This window comes from Vagococcus sp. CY53-2, from assembly GCF_022604695.1.
Lineage (GTDB): Bacteria > Bacillota > Bacilli > Lactobacillales > Vagococcaceae > Vagococcus.
The window spans coordinates 274,471-291,082 of sequence record NZ_JALAHP010000001.1; the positions used below are offsets into that span (position 1 = coordinate 274,471).

At 31.2% G+C, this 16,612-nt stretch carries 15 protein-coding genes and 1 pseudogene; 6 read left to right on the plus strand and 10 right to left on the minus strand.

Annotated elements, in window-relative coordinates; translation table 11 throughout:
• Positions 1-38 precede the first annotated feature (38 nt).
• Positions 39-1,118 carry a tyrosine recombinase XerS gene (xerS, locus tag MN581_RS01390; RefSeq protein WP_117972339.1) on the plus strand — a complete coding sequence of 360 codons (1,080 nt, stop codon included), beginning with the start codon at positions 39-41 and terminating at the stop codon, positions 1,116-1,118.
• Positions 1,119-1,237: 119 nt separating this feature from the next.
• Positions 1,238-2,413: a DUF998 domain-containing protein gene (locus tag MN581_RS01395; RefSeq protein ID WP_117972340.1), complete on the plus strand. Its 1,176-nt coding sequence runs from the start codon at positions 1,238-1,240 to the stop codon at positions 2,411-2,413.
• A 32-nt stretch (positions 2,414-2,445) separates the two neighbouring features.
• Here MN581_RS01395 and MN581_RS01400 read toward each other — a convergent pair whose 3' ends face one another.
• Entirely contained in the window at positions 2,446-4,035 is a 1,590-nt protein-coding gene (locus MN581_RS01400) for a bifunctional aspartate transaminase/aspartate 4-decarboxylase (RefSeq protein WP_241699013.1), read from the minus strand.
• A 203-nt stretch (positions 4,036-4,238) separates the two neighbouring features.
• Positions 4,239-5,753, minus strand: coding sequence for a UDP-N-acetylmuramoyl-L-alanyl-D-glutamate--L-lysine ligase (locus MN581_RS01405; protein ID WP_241699014.1), 1,515 nt, complete (start codon positions 5,751-5,753; stop codon positions 4,239-4,241).
• Between the two features lie 196 nt (positions 5,754-5,949).
• Between MN581_RS01405 and MN581_RS01410 the strand changes: the two genes are divergently transcribed.
• Positions 5,950-6,387 carry a hypothetical protein gene (locus MN581_RS01410; RefSeq protein ID WP_117972343.1) on the plus strand — a complete coding sequence of 146 codons (438 nt, stop codon included), beginning with the start codon at positions 5,950-5,952 and terminating at the stop codon, positions 6,385-6,387.
• Positions 6,388-6,412: 25 nt separating this feature from the next.
• On the opposite strand, the pseudogene MN581_RS01415 reads toward MN581_RS01410, so the two are convergent.
• From MN581_RS01415 to MN581_RS01435, 5 genes and pseudogenes are all read right to left on the minus strand, one after another.
• Positions 6,413-6,674: pseudogene (locus MN581_RS01415) on the minus strand (exonuclease domain-containing protein); the annotation flags it as partial.
• A gap of 58 nt (positions 6,675-6,732) precedes the next feature.
• Positions 6,733-7,482, minus strand: coding sequence for an ATP-binding cassette domain-containing protein (locus MN581_RS01420; RefSeq protein WP_241699015.1), 750 nt, complete (start codon positions 7,480-7,482; stop codon positions 6,733-6,735).
• A complete protein-coding gene (locus tag MN581_RS01425) occupies positions 7,475-8,356 on the minus strand; it encodes an ABC transporter permease (RefSeq protein WP_241699016.1) in 882 nt (293 codons plus the stop codon). Before MN581_RS01425 ends, MN581_RS01420 begins: the two co-directional genes overlap by 8 nt.
• On the minus strand, positions 8,353-9,342 hold the full coding sequence (gene trpX, locus MN581_RS01430; protein WP_117972346.1) for a tryptophan ABC transporter substrate-binding protein: 990 nt from the start codon (positions 9,340-9,342) through the stop codon (positions 8,353-8,355). The genes MN581_RS01425 and trpX overlap by 4 nt, the downstream gene beginning before the upstream one ends.
• A gap of 323 nt (positions 9,343-9,665) precedes the next feature.
• On the minus strand, positions 9,666-10,331 hold the full coding sequence (locus MN581_RS01435) for a hypothetical protein (protein WP_117972347.1): 666 nt from the start codon (positions 10,329-10,331) through the stop codon (positions 9,666-9,668).
• 174 nt (positions 10,332-10,505) lie between these two features.
• Between MN581_RS01435 and MN581_RS01440 the strand changes: the two genes are divergently transcribed.
• From MN581_RS01440 to MN581_RS01450, 3 genes are all read left to right on the plus strand, one after another.
• On the plus strand, positions 10,506-12,056 hold the full coding sequence (locus MN581_RS01440; protein ID WP_241699017.1) for a cell division site-positioning protein MapZ family protein: 1,551 nt from the start codon (positions 10,506-10,508) through the stop codon (positions 12,054-12,056).
• Positions 12,057-12,124: 68 nt separating this feature from the next.
• On the plus strand, positions 12,125-13,825 hold the full coding sequence (locus MN581_RS01445; protein ID WP_241699018.1) for an NFACT RNA binding domain-containing protein: 1,701 nt from the start codon (positions 12,125-12,127) through the stop codon (positions 13,823-13,825).
• 7 nt (positions 13,826-13,832) lie between these two features.
• A complete protein-coding gene (locus tag MN581_RS01450; protein WP_241699019.1) occupies positions 13,833-15,035 on the plus strand; it encodes a hypothetical protein in 1,203 nt (400 codons plus the stop codon).
• A 31-nt stretch (positions 15,036-15,066) separates the two neighbouring features.
• Here MN581_RS01450 and MN581_RS01455 read toward each other — a convergent pair whose 3' ends face one another.
• The 3 genes from MN581_RS01455 to MN581_RS01465 all read right to left on the minus strand — a co-directional run bounded on the left by MN581_RS01455 (position 15,067) and on the right by MN581_RS01465 (position 16,531).
• Positions 15,067-15,354 (minus strand): type III secretion system protein PrgN, encoded by a 288-nt coding sequence (locus MN581_RS01455; protein WP_117972351.1) that lies wholly within the window; start codon positions 15,352-15,354, stop codon positions 15,067-15,069.
• Positions 15,355-15,473: 119 nt separating this feature from the next.
• Complete coding sequence (locus MN581_RS01460; RefSeq protein ID WP_117972352.1) at positions 15,474-16,100, minus strand: YfbR-like 5'-deoxynucleotidase; 627 nt, start codon at positions 16,098-16,100, stop codon at positions 15,474-15,476.
• 23 nt (positions 16,101-16,123) lie between these two features.
• Positions 16,124-16,531, minus strand: coding sequence for a phosphate-starvation-inducible PsiE family protein (locus MN581_RS01465; protein WP_117972353.1), 408 nt, complete (start codon positions 16,529-16,531; stop codon positions 16,124-16,126).
• Between the last annotated feature and the right edge of the window lie 81 nt (positions 16,532-16,612).

Here is a 16,612-nt window from a genome sequence, read left to right on the forward strand (position 1 = left end):
GATATTATATATACAAACATACGTTTGGAGGTTATCTTATGTCTCAAGAAAAAAATATCAATCGATTAGAATTGGAATTACAGACTCTTCCCTTCTTTGTTCATGAATATGTACAAAAAAAAAGCATTGTTCCCTATTCTGTCACCACTCTATATGAATATTCTAAAGAATTTCGTCGCTTTTTTGACTGGTTAAAACATGAGTCTCTTATTTTTTCAGATACTGCTAGTATCACACTTGAAGAAATGAATCATTTAACATATGAAGATGTCGAATTATATAAAGGCTACCTTCTTTCATCACCACGTCTTGGAACAAGCTCAGACGGAAGGCTAAGAAGTCATGTAAGTATTCAGCGCTCCATTACAGCGTTAAAATCATTATTTCAATTTTTAGCAACTCAAACAGAAAATCAAGATGGAAAACCATATATACAACAAAATATTATGTTAAAAATAGATAATGTTAAAACTGGACGAACACTTCAAGATAGATCACGAGCAATCGAAAAGAAAATTTTAATAGGTGATGAATCTCTAGAATTTATTGAGTTTATTGATACGTCTTACGAAAATTTATTAACTAGTCATCAAGCAAAGTATGCGTTTAAACGAAATAAAACACGTGATTTGGCGATTATTGCTCTATTTTTAGGTACTGGAATTCGTCTATCTGAATTAGTCAATATGAATGTGTCAGATTTGGATATCTCTAATATGGAAGCGACTGTTATTCGTAAAGGCGGATTTAAAGACACCACAATGATTTCTTCTGTTTTTATGGAATACATTAGTGAGTACGCTAAAGAACGCCACACTCTCTATCATCCAGAAAGAACTCAAAAAAGTTTATTTCTTTCACTCTATCGAGGAAAAGCACAACAAATCGATCAATCAACTGTTGAAAAATTAGTGGCAAAATATAGTAGTGCTTTTAAAACACGTATTACACCACATAAATTACGACATACGGTAGGAACACAACTCTATAAAAAAACAAATAGTTTACTGACCGTCTCTCACCAACTAGGACAGACAGGAACGAGTGCTACTGCTCTATACACTCATTTAGTTGATGAAGAAAAAAGAGAAGCAATTAATGATTTATGGACTAATTAAAGTCATTCATTCTTTGAATGGCTTTTTGTATCTAAATTATGATTAAATGGTCTCATCATTATGACGTATTTTTGTTATAATTATTTTTATAAATCGAAATATGACTAAGGAGTTGCATTATGTCTCAAAAAAAATATCGAATTGACATACCAGCCTCGTTTATTGATGAAAATAAGTTAGAAAGCGATAAAGTTTTACAAGTTAGAAAGGAAGATAATCGTCTCATTCTTGAAAAACCAATGATTGTTAAAAATAATGAAGCAATTTCACTTAAGTATTTCATTTATCCATCTATTGTGATGACACTAATATTTTGTTATTCTATTTACCAAAAATCTCTTGAACAAATTCCTTTAACTGGTAATTTTTCTATTGCTAGCCATTTAATTTATTTAGGATTAATTAGTGGTATGTGTTCTTTTTCTTACTTTTTTATTAAAGGAAAACGAAATCCTAAAAACAAATCAACATTGGATATCTATTGGCGAAATGTCCCTACTATTATTTTTTCATTTACTGTGACATTAGCCCTCTTGTTGTCTTCATTCTTTTGGATGATTAGTAAACTATTTGTTGGAGCTAGCTTTGATGAATTTACTGCAATAGCTATCTTTTTTATGTTTGCCTGTATTATTAATTATTTTATGATTTATTCTGCTAACATATTTACTTCATCAATGATTGTGTCTTTATTAATAGCAGTGATTATTGGGGGTGTTTTTTTTGCTATGTTAACAAATAGTCAAAGCAAGTGGTGGCAACATAACTTTAGTTACCTTGGAACAAATGAAGCGATAAGGAGTTGGCCATTTAATTTAACGCTTATTTTAGCTTCTTTACTAATGATTGCTTTAGTTGATTATTTGTTCGTTAACTTAAAAAATCATGGCTATCATGGAAGAGGTATCACTATTTTACGTATTTTGATGATATTACTTTCTCTTTCATTAGGTGGTGTTGGCTTCTTTCCTAATAATGAAGGCGTCTGGCATGAATTACACAATCATGCTGCTAACCTTTTAGTATTTATTATCATCCTTCTTATTATAGGGATAAAATGGCTTTTACCCAAAGTCACAAAAGAATTTTTGATTGTCTCCTATGGAATAGCTATCATTTTATTAGTAGCAAATTTTCTATTTGAAACGATTGGTTATTTATCACTTACTGTTTTTGAAATTATTGCGTTTGGATTAGCTTTTAGTTGGATTTTATTATTATTACAACATATTAATCGACTATGTGCTTATGAAAATGATGTGATTTTAGTTAAATTAGAAGAGATTACTAAATAAAGAGATGTGAAGGGGGGTACCTTCACATCTCTTTATGATTGTTTTTTAAATGCTTGATAGTACTCATTTAATAATTCTAGCATCTGTTGTCCAATTGTTTGATAGTCTTTGGTTGGTAAATTTGCTTCAGATACACGTAAGTCACCCGGATTAGCTCCAAATCCAACGCCATCCATCAAAACAATTCCATTTTTTTGCGCAAGATTAATTAAAAAATCAATTTGTTCATAATGAGTTTTTAAATAATGACTAAACTCAGCCCCATATTTTTCTTCTGCCAAATGATAAATATTAATCATTGAATAATACTTAGCATTTTTGGAACTGTCATCTTTAGCATAATTTAAAGCAGCATGTAATTTTTCGTAACGTTCATTTACTAATTTTTTTGAAGCCTCGATATAATCATCACTTATGTCTGATACAACTAAATGAGTTAAACTAAATAAAGCTTCCATAATTTGCGATGGTGTTGATAATCCTGCAATATGATATAACCCAATCGACCGGCTATCTGCTACCATTCGATCAATAAAACTCATTTCTTCAGTATCTAATACGACAAGATGATAACGTTTATTTAATTTATCTTGTTCTTCCTTAGGCAACTCTTTAATTAACTTATCAAAGACATTTTCTTTATGTAATCCAATGATACCTAGTCGCCATCCTGTTGCACCAAATAATTTTGAGTAAGAGTACACTAATAATGTATTAAAAGGAACAACAGAATAGACTGTTTGAAAATCATTAACAAACGTGCCATAGACATCATCCGTAATAATCATTAAATCAGGGTTATTCATCACTGCTTTTTTTATTTCTTTTAATGCTGTATCATCTAGTGCTTTTGATCCAGGATTACTTGGATTAACTAGGAAAAAAGCTTTTAGCTCTGGATCATTTAGTTTATCAATAGTCGCTGGATCTATTTCCCAATTATGTTCCTCTTTAGAACTTAAATCTAACTCAACTAGTTCATAATCATTTAACACAGGAATTTGTAAATAGGGAGTAAAAATTGGGGTATTAATTGCAATTTTATCACCAGGTTTGATTAACTTGTTTTCTTTTAAAGAATTAAACGTATAAACAATGGCAGCACTCCCTCCTTCTGTAGGAAAAAGAGTGGTATCATTTGCTAAGTCTACTCCATTATATAAAACACTTTGCAAGTATTGATTTAATATCATTTCAGTATATTTTAACACACGATTTGGTGACGGGTATAAATTTCCCAAGACACCATCAACAAATTCTTTCACTACATCATCAAGAGTCAATCCTAATTTGTTCTTCAAATAGTCTAAACAAAGGACTAAGAATTGATCTGTTTCATTAGTTTGAGGGGATAAAAATTGTACTAAACGTTTAGATAGTCCCTCTAACTCTGTGTAACCAACTAAATCACCATCGGAAATCGTCCGCTCAGATTCTTCAATACCAAATTCTACTAATCTAGAGAATGCTAAACGTGCTTTCTTATTAATCCAATTGGGATTGCCACGCCCAGCATTTAAATAAGGATTCCCTTTTGCATTAATCTTTGCTAACTCAACCATCTTTTCACTAATTTCAAAGGCACCCAGTGTCTCTATTTTTTCTTCATCAGAAGTATTCATCTTGTTATCAACCTCCACTAATTAAAAACAAATGTTTTTATTGTTAAATAATGTGTTATAGTATAACATTTCAATGAATTAATTTCATTTATAAAGTATCATATTCAATAAAATATCATATGTTTCATAAAATTATCATATCGATTTTGAATATAAAAAAAGACTTAGATAAATTTCTAAGTCTTTTGGTTCGCATAATATTATTATGGTTTCTTTAAGATGTGGTTTTCAGCAATGGTATAATCTCCCAAATACGGGACATCTCTTCCTTGTATCTTTTGATATAAATCTCGACCTTTCCCTGCTAATATAACAGTATCATGGCTCGTAGCTAAATCTAATGCTTGTTTAATCGCTTCTTCTCTATCTATTACAATATGTTGAATAACATCTTTGTTTGTAATGTATTGACTAATTTCATTAATAATCATGACAGGATCCTCGTATCCAGGATCATCAGATGTGAGAAACACAATATCAGTATACTCATTTAACACATCACCAAAGTCTTTTCTTCGAGACGTTGCCTTATCTCCCGTACTACCAATCACAGTAATAATTTTCCCATCTTGATGTTCATTTTTGGCAAATCCTAATAAACTCGTTAAACTCACTTTATTATGAGCATAATCAATATAAACAGTAGAGCCATTTTTTTGAATGAGTTTTTCCATTCGACCAGGCACAATGGCTTGTTCTAACCCTTTTTTACAACTGTCAATATCAACTCCTAATAATCTAGCAGCCATCAAACTAGCTAAAGCATTGTCCTTATTAAAGTCCCCCATTAAACTTAATTCGTAATGATCACACAAATCAAGCACATCTTCCTGTGCCTCAACACTAAAACTTGAGGCATTTTCTCCCTTTTCCCAGTAATAAGTTGCAGATTTATCATGCGAACTATAAGTAAGGGTTGGGATGTTTCTATCTTGTGCTTCTTCTAAAATTAACGCCACATCTTTTGTTTCTTTGTTTACAATAAAATGTTTTGAATGTTGAATTAATTGTCTCTTACAATAATAATAATCATCAAACGTTGGGTGCTCTATTGGGCTAATATGATCTGGCGAAATATTAAGGAAAATCCCAACATCAAACATCAGTTTATAGACACGATTTAACTTATATGCCTGTGAAGATACTTCCATTACTAAATGTGTCATCTTATTATCAACTGCTTGTGCCATCATACGATATAAATCCATTGACTCGGGGGTTGTTAAATGAGACTTAAAATAAGTCTTTCCATCTAGTGTGGAATTCATCGTAGAAAACATTGCTGTTTTATGTTGGTTAAATTCATCCAATATATATTTTAAAAAATATGCTGAAGTTGTTTTTCCTTTTGTTCCTGTAAAAGCGACTACTTTTAATTTCGTTTGAGGGTCATCATAAAAAGCCATACTAATCAAAGCCATTGCTTTTCTAATGTCTGTCACAATGATTCCTAAGCCACCATTCACCTCAAAAGGCATCTCTGATACATAAACAGATAACCCTTGAGACATAGCAGCCATTAAATACTCTGCTTTAAAACTAGCTCCTTTACAAAAAAATAACGTCTCACTTGATACATCCCTTGAATCATATGATAAATGAGTGAGGGTTTTATCCTCAACGGGAAGATTATAGTGCCACTCATTGTTATATATAAATTCTTTTAATAACTTATTTTCTTTTAATAATCCTTCTACTTGGTGCAATGAAATCGTCAAAAAAACCACGCCTTACTAATTATAATTTATTGATATTATATCATACTCTTTTAACAATCGTCCTTATTAGATGTTATACACAAAAAAATTAAAATAATATTTTATCAAAAGAAAGAACTATTACCAGTTTCACGACCTTTTATGCTATAGTAGTAATATAAAAATTGTTTTTTTATCACACTTTGGAGGGATTATTATGAAATATGTCAAATCATTACTATTCTTTATTATCGCAACATTTTCATTAACTGCCTGTACAAATTCTAATTACAAACAAGAACTCACCAATCATGATTGGACCCTAATTAGAGAATCAGAAGAGCAATTCCCACCTTTATTGGTAAGATTTGATCATGATAAGTTATTATCTAAAATTGATAGCAAATCTTTTAATAAAAAAGATAAAGATTACGTTGGAGATGACCTTGCAAAAAAATTTGCCAAAGAACTATCAAACAATACAGAAATCGAATCACGATACACAATTGATGGAGACAAGATCACTTTTAAAAATACTCAGCTAGACATAAAAGGAATTTATACAATGTCTCATGAAGGAAAAGATATTATCTTAACCCCAACTGATAGCGTTGATAATACGGATATGATCATTAAACTTATTCCTAAACAATAATAAATAAGAAAAGCTAGTTAATCGATTAAATGACTTTAACTAGCTTTTTTAGTGACTCTAAACCAAAATGATTAGCTTGGTATAACAAAATATTCGCACAAGCTAGACTATCGTCTAATGCGTTATGGTGATTGTCTAAAGAGATGCCTAACTTTTTACTAACAGTATTTAATTTATGGTTTTCAAATTCTGGAAATAGTGTTTTACTTGTTCGAACTGTACATAACGACACATAATATGGTTGATGGTTGATCTAAGCCATACTAATCTAGACATCCTTTTAAAATAAAAAAAGTTAGATTAAATAAAACCTCCCAATTCAAGTTTCCAGGAGGTTTAGTTTGGTTATAAGTTGAAAAAAGTTAGTAAATCAGCTAATCCTAATTGTTTTTTTTGTGTTTCATCTATGTCTTTTTGAACTTGCCCTGAATCTAACACAATTAATCGATTGCCGTATTTCAATGCATCTTCCATACGGTGTGTAATCATTAGACACGTTAATTTATTTTCTGAGATGGTCTTTTCTGTTAAATCCATTAATTGCCGACTTGTTTTAGGATCAAGAGCGGCTGTATGTTCATCCAATAATAATAAATCGGGTTTTTGAATTGTTGCCATCAATAAACTAAGTGCTTGCCTTTGACCACCTGATAGATTACCAGTTGGTGTATCTAAATGATGTTCTAACCCATTTCCTATTTTTTGGCATTGTTCAAAGAAAAATTCTTTTTGTTGTGCTAATTGGCGTTTTTTAAGCCCTCTTTTTTTTCCTCTGAGTTGAGCCAATAATAAGTTCTCTGAAACAGTCATTCTTGGGGCAGTACCTAATTTAGGGTCTTGAAAAACGCGCGCAATATACTTTGCTCTATTTTCTTCACTTTGATTCGTCACATCTTCACCATTGAGTTCTACTCTACCACTGGTTAAAAATAACTGACCAGAGATGACATTAAATAGAGTTGACTTACCTGCTCCATTTCCTCCCAAAATAGTCACAAATTCACCATGAGGTATTGAGAGATTTAAACGATCCATAATATGACGTCCACTTGAAATAGTTTTAACACCATTGATAATATCTAATGCATTATTCATTGATACTTCCCCCTTTTTTCTCACTAAATTTCTTGCTTAATTCTGGAATAATTAAGCAAATACCTAGAATAACAGAAGAATAGAATTTCAAGTAAGTTGTATCAAAACTTAATTTAATTACAGCCAGTATCAATAATTGATAGATAATACTTCCCACTACAATTGCAATGAATCGTTCTAACATGGTCAGTTCTCCAAATAATAGCTCTCCTAAAATGATAGACGCTAAGCCAATGACAATAACACCAATCCCTTTATTAATATCAGCATAACCATCACTTTGTGCTATTAAAGCCCCTGATAATCCAATTAGCCCATTTGACACAATAAGTCCCAAAATCTTCATTTTATCTGTATGAACCCCTAATGATTTTGCCATAACTTCATTATCACCAGTTGCAATGTAAGCTTGTCCTAAATCGGTATTTAAAAATGACAATAAACAAAATATCACGATGATTACAACTAGTAACCCAATCAGTATAACATCAAAATTAGCCGGCAAATGGGCAAAGTTTAGTAATGAAAAGATTTTTGGTTTATTAAGCAGTGACAAGTTAGGTGATTTCATGACAAACAACATCACTGAATTGAGTGCACTCATTACTAGTATTCCTGAAAGAATGACTGGAATCTTTCCCTTAGTATAGAGTAATCCTGTCGTTAAGCCTGCTAACATACCTGCCATAACTCCTAACAATGTGGCTATAACAGGTGATACACCATTGGTAATAGCTGTAACACAAACAGCACCTCCAAGAGGGAAACTCCCTTCTGTTGTTAAATCTGGAAAATCCAATATTCTATATGTTAAATAAATGCCTAGGCCCAGTACTGACCATAATATTCCTTGTCCTATTGTTGATGCAATCATTTTTTAGCCTCCTCTTTTAACTCTTTTGGAATAGTTATCCCTAATTTTTGTGCTTTTTCTTCGTTAATAACTAAGTCGCCTGTATTAAAGGTATAAATAGGTGTATCACTTGGTATTATTTTTCCTGTTAAAGTACCAACCACCATTTTAGCTGTTTGAACACCTAAGTCATACTGATTAATGCCTATAGTAGCGACACCGCCTTCTTCTACCATTGTATCCACAGATGGGAATATCGGAATATTTGCTTCATCTGCGATTGAAACAATTGTTTGGAACCCATTAGCAATTGTATTGTCTGTTGGGGTATAAATAGCCTCTACCTCACCTGTCATAACGTGAGTCATTTGAGAGATTTCGTTGGTAGAAGGAACTGCATACGTTTTAACCTCTATTCCCTCTTTTTCTGCTATCTCTTTAAAACGATTAACCTGTGATAAAGAATTATCTTCAGCTGATGAATAAATAACACCAACTGTTTTGATATTAGGCATCAGTTGTTTCATTAATTTCAATTGTGCCTCAACAGGTGATTGATCACTGACTCCTGTTATGTTGCCGCCAGGTTTATTATTACTTTCAACTAATCCAGCCGCTTTTGGATCACTAATTGCCCCTAAAATAATGGGGATATCTTTTGTCTGATTAGCTAATGCTTGAGCAGCTGGTGTAGCAATTCCTACTAACACATCGGGTTTTTTACCAATTAGCTGCTGACTCATACTTGATAATTTACTTTGATCCGCTTGACCATTTTGAAAATCGATATTAATCGTTTCTTTGTCTTTATAACCTTGTCTTTCAAGTTCTTCAACAAATCCTTTATAGATTAAATCAAGAGATGGATGACTAACAAATTGCAAGACGCCAACTTTAGGAATGGGTTTCACTGTGTTTGTCTCTTGCTTTTTCATCCCCATTACAAATGACCCTACTAAAATGAATACTAAAAGATAGACTGAATATTTTAATCGTTTATTTTTCATATTTTTTCCTCCTCGAAATAAAAAAGACAATAAACCCGAATGAAACGGTTTATTGTCTTTGTTTTTCCCACAAAAAAACCGCATAGATATGATTTCTATGCGATAGGATCTGTCTGATTATTCCTTAGCATAGATACCTCTTTAGAAAATCTCTAAAAGCTGTATCTATACACCCGTACAAATACAACTATCTACGCCAAGTTTGCCATGATATATTATGTAAAAAGAATGTTTGACTATTATCTTGTTTTTTCATGGCCATTTCCTCATTTCGTTTTAAATTTGTTATTATAATATCGCTAAAACGGACACCTGTCAATCAATTATTCAAAAATAATTTCTTTCGTTTTCTTGCGAGCACTGCTATCAGTTGTAGAATTAGTTAAACTATCATCCACTTTTTTAGCTACTTTTATGCGTTTAGGTTTTTTTCGAGCAATTTTTGGCTCAATAATGGCGATTAATTTTTCGTCTAGGACCTCAAGCCCTCCCGTTAGTTTATCAAAAGAATATCTTCCTTTTTCTTTGCCATCTTCTATGACGATAAAATTATTTTTCGCTGTTAATTTATATTGTTTCGCAATATCTGTAAAATTATAAATTGGTTGGATATAATTTATTTTCCAATCGATTGTCTCCAATGGCGTTTTCTGTGTCAATAATTTTTCCACTGTCGATAAACTTGGATTCCCTTTGGCATCAATTACAGCAACAATATGGGACTCTTTATCTGATAAAACAGTCTGAATATCTGTCTCTTTAGTTGGAATAACTTGTTTGTTATCAGATTGTAACTCCGAAATAGCATGAAGTTGTTTTTCCCTTATAGTTGGTCTAACAGCCGAAACAAATACTGACATAACAACAAAAAGAAGTGTTATTAAACTAATAATGATAACAAAACGTTTATTTGACTTAATCATATCTAGCCAATTGACTTTTTTTAGGGAATGAAAAAGTTTTTTTACTTGCCGTTTAAATTCCGTCATTAACTCCCCACCTTATTTATTCTAGGAACATTATAACGTAAAAAAGTTTCTTTGAGAATAGTCGATATTGAAAGATTAGCAATGGATTCTTCTTTTTGACTACTAATTTTATACTGAATGGTTTATAATATATAGGTTAATATAATTATTCAAAATAATAAGGAGCGATTTCTTTTGACCAATGAAGTAAAAAAATGTCCAAATTGTGGTCATATATTTAAAGCAGGAGAAACCTATTGTCCTAACTGTGATTTATTTATTCCGATTGATAAGCAACATAATATATCTAAAGATACACTAAAAAATGAGAGTCAATCTGACTTAAACAAAAAGACAACTGACGACTCATTTAACCAATCAGTCCCAACGTTTAAACATCGAACACTATCTAATCAAACTAATGATGAGAAAGTCATGGATGAAGACGAGACAAAACAAAGCCCTATTACAGAAGATAAACAGACTGTCTCAGATGAAAAAATGGACAAATCTATTAATAAGACCGTAATACACAGCCCCCAAGAGGAAGAAGATAAAGAAGTAGATAATACTAAAGAAGAAAAAGAATTAACTAAGTCTACATCACTAATATCTGATACGAAACAATCTAATCATACTCCTCCTACTAAGAATAACAAAACAAAAATTTTAGTAGGAATTATCATTTTACTCATTGTCTTTGGTGGTGGGTATGTCTATAACTCACAAAAAAAACAGCATGAATTAGAAACAACATTAAAGTTGACAACTAGTGCTGAAGAGGCTATAGATAATGTATTCATGAAAAATCAAGGAGATATCTTTTTGAAAAAAGGTATTACCCAATCAGATATAAAAAATGCCGAAGATAAAGTAAACGAGATAAAGGGTAATGAGCAATATGATAAATTAAATGAACGCTTACAGCAAGCTATTAAGACATTCACTCGTTTAACTGCCATTAATGATGCCTTTAAAACACCTATTATTGAAGGCAATCAATTACTGACTGATGCCTATGTAAAAGATGATACAAAACTAACGCTTGAAGCAATTGATCCTGAAAAAAATGGTTTTGACAAATTATATAATGAAGCCATTAAGGATGCGACAGATCAAAAATCTGCCATTAAAACATTTAAATCGACACTTGAAAAACTATACAGAGATGATAAAGTAGTTAGTGAACCAAGTAAACAAGTGTATAATGAAGCTGTGAAACAATTAGCTAATATCAAAGATCCTAGCTTAAAATCTAACTATCAAGCTACATTAGATAAAGTCAGTAAAGTAATCGACGAGCAAGAAAAACAAGCTGAAGAAAAACGTCAAGAAGAAGAAGCAAAACAAGCAGAAGCCGCTAAAGAAGAAGCTGAAAAAAATAATCAACAAGCGCAAACAAACGACAATAATAACACCCAAAATGGAAATTCATTTACCCCATCAACCAATGGTGGCCGTTGGGGAACGAGACAAGATTCTACAATTGATTTATCAAATCCAGCTTGGTCATGGAATGCTGGTGTACAAGAAAAAGTCATTTCTGAAGTAATTAGTCGAGGGTATGTTGTGGATGGTGGTTACACACTTGTCCCTAAATTTATTGAAAATGGTGTTGGATTCTATGATTTATATGCTACAAAGAACTCAAAACTATTTCCAAATAGTAAACCAGAAGAATTCCCTATATATGTTGTAACAATTAATGATAAAACTGGTTGGTTTAAAGGAAACGGACCAAATTAAACGTGAAAGGAGAAATAACATATTAACTGTTGTTTCTCCTTATTTATTTTTTAAAAGGAGGTTTTACCATGTCATTTGACGGTATATTGACTCATTTAATGGTAAACGAATTATCAGATACATTAACCAATGGAAGACTATCAAAAGTTCATCAACCCTATGATAATGAATTGATGTTGGTTTTTAGAAACCATTCCAAAAATCACACACTTTTATTATCAGCAAATCCAAATTATGCTCGTATTCAACTAACGAATATCAAGTATAAAAATCCTACTACCCCTCCAAACTTTTGTATGACACTTAGAAAGTATCTTGAGGGAAGTATTTTACAAGAAATTAAACAAACAAATAATGATCGAATTATTTCCTTTTCTTTTGAAAGTCGGAATGATTTAGGTGATTTGGAGAGTATTGTCTTAATTGTAGAATTAATGGGTAGACACAGTAACATTATCTTATTAAATAAAGATACACAAAAAATTATTGATACGATCAAACATGTCGGAATAAGTCAAAATAGTTATCGTTTACTTTTACCAGGAGCTGACTACATTAATCCACCACTAAAAAACACACAAAATCCTTGGACAGTAAATAATGAAGAGTTGTTCAAAGAGTTAAATAGTATGGCTGATTTAACGCCACAAGCCATTCAGCAACAATTTGAAGGATTCTCTAAAGATACTGCCAATGAGCTAGTTTATCGCTTAATAAAAAGTGACACTGATAAAGTGACAACTTGGAAAAACTTTTTTAATGAAATGACCAATCATTTAAATCCAACAATTGGGTTAGTGAATCAAAAAGAACGTTTTGCCCCTATCCCCTATCAAACTTTTGATGAAAATTTATCACAGTTTGATACACTTAGTGACATGCTAGATGCTTTTTATGAAGGCAAAGTCGAGAAAGACCGGGTAAAACAACAAGCTGGTGAGCTAATCAAAAAAGTGACAAACGATATTAATAAATTAAAAAAGAAAACCAAAATTCTAGAAAAACAACTTGTGGATGCTGATAATGCAGAGATTTACCGTGTCAAAGGAGAGCTTCTCACGACATTCTTACATGAAGTAAAACGTGGCGCTACCAGTGTTGAGCTACCAAATTATTATGATAATGATGAACCAATTAAAATTAGTTTAAATGAAGCTCTTACACCAAACCAAAATGCACAAAAGTACTTCCAACGTTATCAAAAGCTTAAAAATGGTGTGGCGGTGGTAAAAGAACAGCTAAATATTACAAAATATGAATTACTCTACTTAGAGTCAGTTTTAGCACAATTAGATATTGCCTCACCTAGTGATGTACAATTAATCAGAGATGAGTTGATTGCTGAAAAATACATTAAAAATAAAACAAAAGATAAGAAAAAACAAAAAAACAAACCACCGAAACCTCTTCAATTTGTTTCTAGTGATGGGGACACCATTTTTGTTGGAAAAAATAATATCCAAAATGACCAACTCACTTTAAAAACGGCTAATAAAAATGATATTTGGTTACATACTAAAGATATTCCTGGTTCTCATGTCATTATTAAAAATAGTAATCCTAGTGATCAAACGCTTTTAGAAGCTGCCTTGCTTGCAGCTTACTATTCTAAATATCGTCTTTCGGCTTCCGTTCCTGTTGATTATGTTGCCGTGAAACATGTGAAAAAACCAAATGGTGCTAAACCTGGCTTTGTTATTTATGACAATCAAAAAACATTATTTGTTACCCCAGAAATTAATGAAATTAAAAAAATAAAGGAGTGTTAATGATTTTATGTTACGTTTTAGAACAGTTCTATTAGGTGTTGTTGGAATAGGTTTAGCTGTATTTGCTATATCTTATTTCATTTACCGCTATCTCTTCAAAAAAGAATTAAAAAATAAAAAATTAAATATTTTAATGATTGTGTTAATCATAGGTGGAGGTGTATTGGCTTATATTCCAGCAAAACAATATGTTCAATTAAAAAAAGGAACGATTAATCACAGTCATGTTGTTACATACAATGGACAAAAAATTAAAACTGAAGCAAATGCAATAGAACGATTAACTTTGCCTTCTGTTTATGGAAGTATAGATGCTACACACCCTTCCGTTGTCGCTCTTGACGAACCTTTGGACGGTTATAAATACTGGATGGCTGTTACCCCTTATCCAAAAGGGAAAGCAATTTATGAAAACCCACATGTATTTAAATCAAATGATTTAGTTTCCTGGATTCCAAATGAAGCAAATCCTTTGGACGAACCCAAAAGTGAAAAATTCAATGAGAATAATACACCCATGCAATACGATTCTGATACTCATATCATTTATAACAAGGAAGATAATCGTCTAGAAGTTTTTTGGCGCTATGTTGATGACATTAATAAAAAATCAATTATTTACAAACGAACCTCAACAGATGGAAAAACATGGACACCAAAAGAAGTGGTATTTAATGGAACAAAACCTGGTGAAGACTGGATATCACCAGTATTTATTAAAGATGAAAATGGATATAAAGTTTGGTATGTCGCTCACGGATATAAGATTTGGACTAGAAATAGTGTAGATGGTAAAAAGTGGAGTAAAGCTGTTGAAGTAACTGTTCCTTATGAAGAAAATAATATGCATCATTGGCATTTAGATGTACAAAAAACTGATTTAGGTTATGAAATGATTGTGGTTGGATTTAAATCAAATGGTGACTATAAATTATCCGATCGTCATGTTATGAACCTATACTACTCTAAATCATTAGATAATAAAAAATGGGATACCTTAAAACCTATTATATTCCCTTCAGGAAAACGTGTAGGATTCGATGGCAAAGGCTTATATAGAAGTGCCATGCTAAAAGAAGGAAATCAATATCATATTTTCTATAGTGGAATCGGATATGACGAAACACGAGGTGTTGGTATTTCAACCGGAACAGATATTAATCATTTAAAAGGATTAAACCTTTCTGATTATGAAGGAAAAATAAAATAAATTGTAAAAACGAGTAGAAAACTACTCGTTTTTATATATGTTTTTTTGTTCGTTTAAATTTCTCTTTATGATCATCATATTCATCTTGTAATTTTAGTAACTCCCCATATACCCAATCCATTGATTTACTAGTTGCTAAAGATAATGAATAGATAAAAGATACTGGTAACGATTCAATGCGTCTCTCTCTACTGACCCAAGTCGCGACGGTTGATTGTGGGTATTGAAACTGTTCACAAAATTCTTGTACGGTATAATTTAAATGATTAATAATGAATGTATTAATAGGGTGCGGATATACAAAGGTATTAGTTGTCATGGTGGCAAAATCTCCTTTTATTGTTTATATCTTGTTTGCGATAATAGTTTAATCTTAATTTTATTATAATAAAAAAATACTAATTATCCTAATGATAATTAGTATTTTTTTCCTATTTTCTATAAGTATTGATTCACTTGTTCAATAAAATCATCTTTTCCATAAAATGGCTTATCTAATAATTCAGGAAAAATTTCCTCAAAGAAATAAATAACTGATGGACGATGTTTATACTTCTGAATGGTTTGAATTGCTTCTAAAAACATTTCTCTATATACAGTTTCAGGATTATTTTTAACAATTTCTTCAAAAGATTCATACAATAAATCAACTTTATCTGCAATAGATAAAATTTCACCTTCTATCGTATCATCTTTTCCTTCAAATAAACGTCTTCGATAAATGTCTTGAAATTCTTTTGGTATTTCTTGGGAAATAAATTCTTCAGTCATTTTTTCTTCTACTGTTTGTAGCATCCCTCGTAGTTCTTTGCTAGCATATTTAACCGGCGTTTTGATATCTCCAATAAATCGCTCTGTATAATCATGATTTAATGCCTTCTCATAAAGACTTTTCCAATTAATTTTTACACCGTGATGCTCTTCAATATCACCTAATACTTGAGCGATAGATGAAACTCGATAGGAATGCGCTGCAACTGTATGCGGTGTGAATTTAAACGACCCTGGTGCGCGAACAATCGTTTCTAAGTTGTTTAATCCCAAAATAAAATCATTTAATCCCATAAAAAACACCATCCTCTTTAAACTTATTTATTTTTTCTAATTTTTTCTTTTGCTTTAATTAACTCTAATAAATACAATGTTAATGTCAATATTAATATCGCAATTGTTAAAAGTAATGTCTGACCACCGTTATTGTGTACAACTAATAACTGACGCAAAATAGCTGTGATACTAATTAATACTAAATATTTAATAGGAACATTATGAGCATCATCAATATATTGCAGTGTCATAATAATAAATTCAAATAACATAAAGAAACCTAAAATATAATCGGCAATCGAATCAATCGTTCCTACATCACCATGAATAAAAATTAGTTTAACAATATTTACCAAATCAAATCCCATATAAATAACAATTAACAGGGCTAAAATGGATAGAAAGATATTCATTATCAAGCTTAATAAACGCATTAATTTTTCTTCCATAACTCCTCCTAAATTGAATGAATACCTTTATTAAATAATAAAGTATTTAATAATGCAACCATAAAACGTTACAAAAAAACC

Bases quoted from the DNA above. Each gene is read 5' to 3' on its own strand.
- xerS (WP_117972339.1), top strand. From the start codon at position 39: ATGTCTCAAGAAAAAAATATCAATCGATTAGAATTGGAATTACAGACT.
- MN581_RS01395 (WP_117972340.1), top strand. From the start codon at position 1,238: ATGTCTCAAAAAAAATATCGAATTGACATACCAGCCTCGTTTATTGAT.
- MN581_RS01400 (WP_241699013.1), bottom strand. From the start codon at position 4,035: ATGAATACTTCTGATGAAGAAAAAATAGAGACACTGGGTGCCTTTGAA.
- MN581_RS01410 (WP_117972343.1), top strand. From the start codon at position 5,950: ATGAAATATGTCAAATCATTACTATTCTTTATTATCGCAACATTTTCA.
- MN581_RS01420 (WP_241699015.1), bottom strand. From the start codon at position 7,482: ATGAATAATGCATTAGATATTATCAATGGTGTTAAAACTATTTCAAGT.
- MN581_RS01425 (WP_241699016.1), bottom strand. From the start codon at position 8,356: ATGATTGCATCAACAATAGGACAAGGAATATTATGGTCAGTACTGGGC.
- trpX (WP_117972346.1), bottom strand. From the start codon at position 9,342: ATGAAAAATAAACGATTAAAATATTCAGTCTATCTTTTAGTATTCATT.
- MN581_RS01435 (WP_117972347.1), bottom strand. From the start codon at position 10,331: ATGACGGAATTTAAACGGCAAGTAAAAAAACTTTTTCATTCCCTAAAA.
- MN581_RS01445 (WP_241699018.1), top strand. From the start codon at position 12,125: ATGTCATTTGACGGTATATTGACTCATTTAATGGTAAACGAATTATCA.
- MN581_RS01450 (WP_241699019.1), top strand. From the start codon at position 13,833: ATGTTACGTTTTAGAACAGTTCTATTAGGTGTTGTTGGAATAGGTTTA.
- MN581_RS01455 (WP_117972351.1), bottom strand. From the start codon at position 15,354: ATGACAACTAATACCTTTGTATATCCGCACCCTATTAATACATTCATT.
- MN581_RS01460 (WP_117972352.1), bottom strand. From the start codon at position 16,100: ATGGGATTAAATGATTTTATTTTGGGATTAAACAACTTAGAAACGATT.
- MN581_RS01465 (WP_117972353.1), bottom strand. From the start codon at position 16,531: ATGGAAGAAAAATTAATGCGTTTATTAAGCTTGATAATGAATATCTTT.